The sequence below is a fragment of the Protofrankia sp. Cr1 genome (genome assembly GCF_963555865.1).
Classification (GTDB): domain Bacteria; phylum Actinomycetota; class Actinomycetes; order Frankiales; family Frankiaceae; genus Protofrankia.
Genome location: NZ_CAUVXO010000078.1, coordinates 2621 through 5755, shown reverse-complemented (window position 1 = coordinate 5755; position 3135 = coordinate 2621). Strand labels below are relative to the sequence as shown.

At 68.2% G+C, this 3135-nt stretch carries 3 protein-coding genes; 1 reads left to right on the top strand and 2 read right to left on the bottom strand.

The genetic code is table 11. The features are described 5' to 3' along the window. Positions 1-638: tyrosine-protein phosphatase (locus tag U9980_RS09370; protein ID WP_322767571.1), on the bottom strand; the 638-nt coding region annotated here is incomplete at its 3' end. A gap of 319 nt (positions 639-957) precedes the next feature. On the opposite strand from U9980_RS09370, the gene U9980_RS09365 reads away from it, so the two are divergent. Beyond that, entirely contained in the window at positions 958-1383 is a 426-nt protein-coding gene (locus U9980_RS09365) for a cold-shock protein (RefSeq protein ID WP_322748010.1), read from the top strand. Between the two features lie 10 nt (positions 1384-1393). Here U9980_RS09365 and U9980_RS09360 read toward each other — a convergent pair whose 3' ends face one another. Then, positions 1394-3034, bottom strand: a complete 1641-nt coding sequence (locus U9980_RS09360; protein ID WP_322767570.1) for an alkaline phosphatase D family protein — start codon at positions 3032-3034, stop codon at positions 1394-1396. Positions 3035-3135 lie beyond the last annotated feature (101 nt).

Genomic DNA, 3135 nt, shown 5'->3' with positions numbered 1-3135 from the left:
GTCACCATGGTCTCGGGACGGCAACCGATGTCGCTGCGCGCGCTCCGGCTGTAGGTCGGCATCGCGCTGAGCCGTGTCTTGATCTGCGGTAGCCGCTCGTTGGTCATCACATAGTCGTCGACGATGGCCTCGCGCCGTACTCCGACGATGTCCAGGACGAGCGCGGCAAGTACGCCGGTGCGGTCCTTGCCCGCCGCGCAGTGGAACAGGGTCGGCAGTTCGGCCGGCTGGGTGAGTAGCCGCAGGGCGGTCGGGACCGCGCTGGCGGGGCGGGTCAGATAGTCCAGGTAGTGTTCGACGGTTTCCCGCTTGGACCGCTGCTCGACGATCACTTTGTGTTCGGGGTCACCGGGCACAAGGTAGAGGTCGGGTATGAACGCCGTGTTATGGTATCCGACCTCGGTCTCCGCGAGCAGCCCGCGGCCTTCGGCCGCTGCCTCCTTGGGTGTACGCAGGTCGAGTACCGTGCGCAGACCGAACTCGTTGATCAGTACGTTCGTGGCGTCCACCGTGAGCTGCTGTACGGTGTCGCAGCGGATCAGGAGCCCGCGCCTGGTCGAACCACCGGCCGTCGTGGGCAGGTCCCCGAGGTCGCGGGCGTTGGCACAGCCGTCAAGGTGGATCCAGCGGTCGGTCACGAGACCCCTTCGGTCGCGGTGGGCAGGCGCCGGTGCGACGGGCCGTCGATCGGTCGGTCGCGGCCGGGGCAGCTGACCTCTCAGCCTAGCCGTGCCAGGCCGTAGGACCTGGCCTGATGTGGTTGACCAGCCCCGATGCGACTGACAGGCCCTGCTGCCGTCGGCCGGCTGTCGCGTACCGTCCCCGCTCGGGCCGCTATCAGCTAGATGATCATTTGCTGTCTCCGGTGCGTCAGCAGTTGACTTGGTTGGGTTCAACTGGCAATGTGCGTGCGGTCCCATGGTCTGGGACGTTCGCCCCGATGTAGAGGTTGATGCGGTGGGTACTGGCAGAATCGTGCGGTTCGACGGCATTCGTGGCTACGGCTTCATCTCGCCCGATGAGGGCGGCGATGACATCTTCATGCATGTGAACGACCTGCAGGACGAAAAGCACCTGTTCCGGCCCGGGGCACTTGTCGAGTTCAAGGCGGAAGAGGGCGACAAGGGCCTGAAGGCTTCGGCCGTTCGTCTTGTCGACCGGGCGGCGGTCGGTCCGTTCTGGCCGCGTACCCCGGGCTCGAACGCCGCCGGTTCGGGCACCGACGACGACGAGATGTGTGATGTTCTGACGACCGCCGAGTTTCAGCATGTGTTGACCGAGACCCTGATCGAAGGTGTCCCGACCTTGACCGGTAGTCAGATCGGCCAGATCCGCCAGCGTCTCACCGATCTCGCCCGGGCGCGTGGCTGGGTCGTGTCCTGACCCGCGTGGTTCAGAGCGCCATAAGGCCCGGAGTGCCCGCCTGCACGGCGAACGAGACGTCGGTACGGACGGGGGCGTCGCGGACGTCGATGGTGTCGACCACCCGCACGTCGGTCCGCCACGTACCAGGCGTCACCTCGCAGCGCAGGTAACCGTGCTTGAGCCCGTTGAAGTAGCGAACGTGCGGGTTGAGCAGCGGGTTGACCTGCTTGATCGGCGCGTCGAAGGCGACCGGGAAGTCCGAGCTGATCGACGTGCTGACGAACTCCACGGCGACGGCCGGCGAGGCGGGGTCGTCGAAGTCCACCTTGAGGTCGCTGAACCAGGTGGAGTGGATGTCACCGGACAGTACCACCGGGTTGGCCACATGAGCGTCGGCCAGCAGCCGCAGCAGCCGCGTGCGCTGGGGGACGTAGCCGTCCCACTGGTCCAGGTCGACGATGGTGGGTGGCACCCCCGTCGGGTTGGGGAAGCGGGTGCGGCTCATCATGGTCTGCTGGGCGATGACGTTCCACCGGGTCGGCGAGCTGGTCAGGCCCCGGGTGAGCCACTGCTCCTGGACGTCGCCGGTGAGGGTGCCCGCCGTGTTCAGCCGGCCCGCCGACTCCAGACCGAAGTCGCCGGGGAAACCGCCCGGCTGGTCGGTGCGGTACTGCCGGGTGTCGAGCACGTTGATCCGGGCGAGCCGCCCGAAGTCGAAGCGGCGGTAGATGCGCATCGAGGCCGAGCCGGGGCGCAGGTCGGCGCGGATCGGCATGTGTTCGTAGTACGCCTGGTACGCCGCGGCGCGCTGCCGCCGGAACTCCTCGGGCGTCTGCTTCTTCGCACCGGTGTCGTCGATCTCGTCGACGAAGCCCGCGTAGTTGTTCTCGGTCTCGTGATCGTCCCAGGTGACCACCCAGGGCGCCACGGCGTGGGCTGCCCGCAGCGCGGGGTCACCCTTGTACTGGGCATGCCGGTTGCGATAGTCGGCCAGCGTGGACAGCTGGTCCAGACCCGGGGTCTGCGGGGCGACGTGTGCCCGATCGGGGAAGCGGCTGTTCGGGTCGTACTCGTAGATGTAGTCACCCAGGTGGAACACGACGTCGAGGTCTTCGTCGGCGAGTCCCCAGAACGTCGGCCAGTAGCCGTTCTGGAAGTCCTGGCAGTTGACCACGCCGAGCCGCAGCAGCTGCGGGTCGGCGGAGCAGGCCGGTGCGGTCCGGGTACGTCCGACCGGGCTGAGCTGGCCACCCGCGCGGAAACGGTAGAAATAGTCGCGGCCGGGCTCCAGCCCGCGCACGTCCACGTGGACCGAATGCGCGAGCTCGGGCAGCGCCCGGGTGACCCCGGCGGCCGCCAGGCGGTGGAACCGCCTGTCGTGCGCGACCTGCCAGGCCACCGTGATCGGCCGCGACGGCATCGATCCGGCGTCGTAGACGTCGCGGACCAGCCGCGTCCACAGGATGACCCCGTCTGCCAGCGGGTCCCCGCTGGCGACGCCTAGAAGAAACGGTGCTGCGGTCTCCGCCGCAGCCTGGTCGCCGGTCGTTGTCTCCGGCTCGTTCCAGGATGCGGCCGCCGGACGGGCCGCCACGCCCGTCAACAGCACCGCGCCTGCTGCTGCTGCCCCGGTCAGCGCCAACCGCCGGTCCAACACGAATTCACCCACGACGCTCCTCCCCACTGCGTGTGGCGCTCACTATCGCCTGCGCGATCGACGCCCCGGGGAACAGCCATCGAACGCAGGGGGACCAGGGCACATCATGGCGA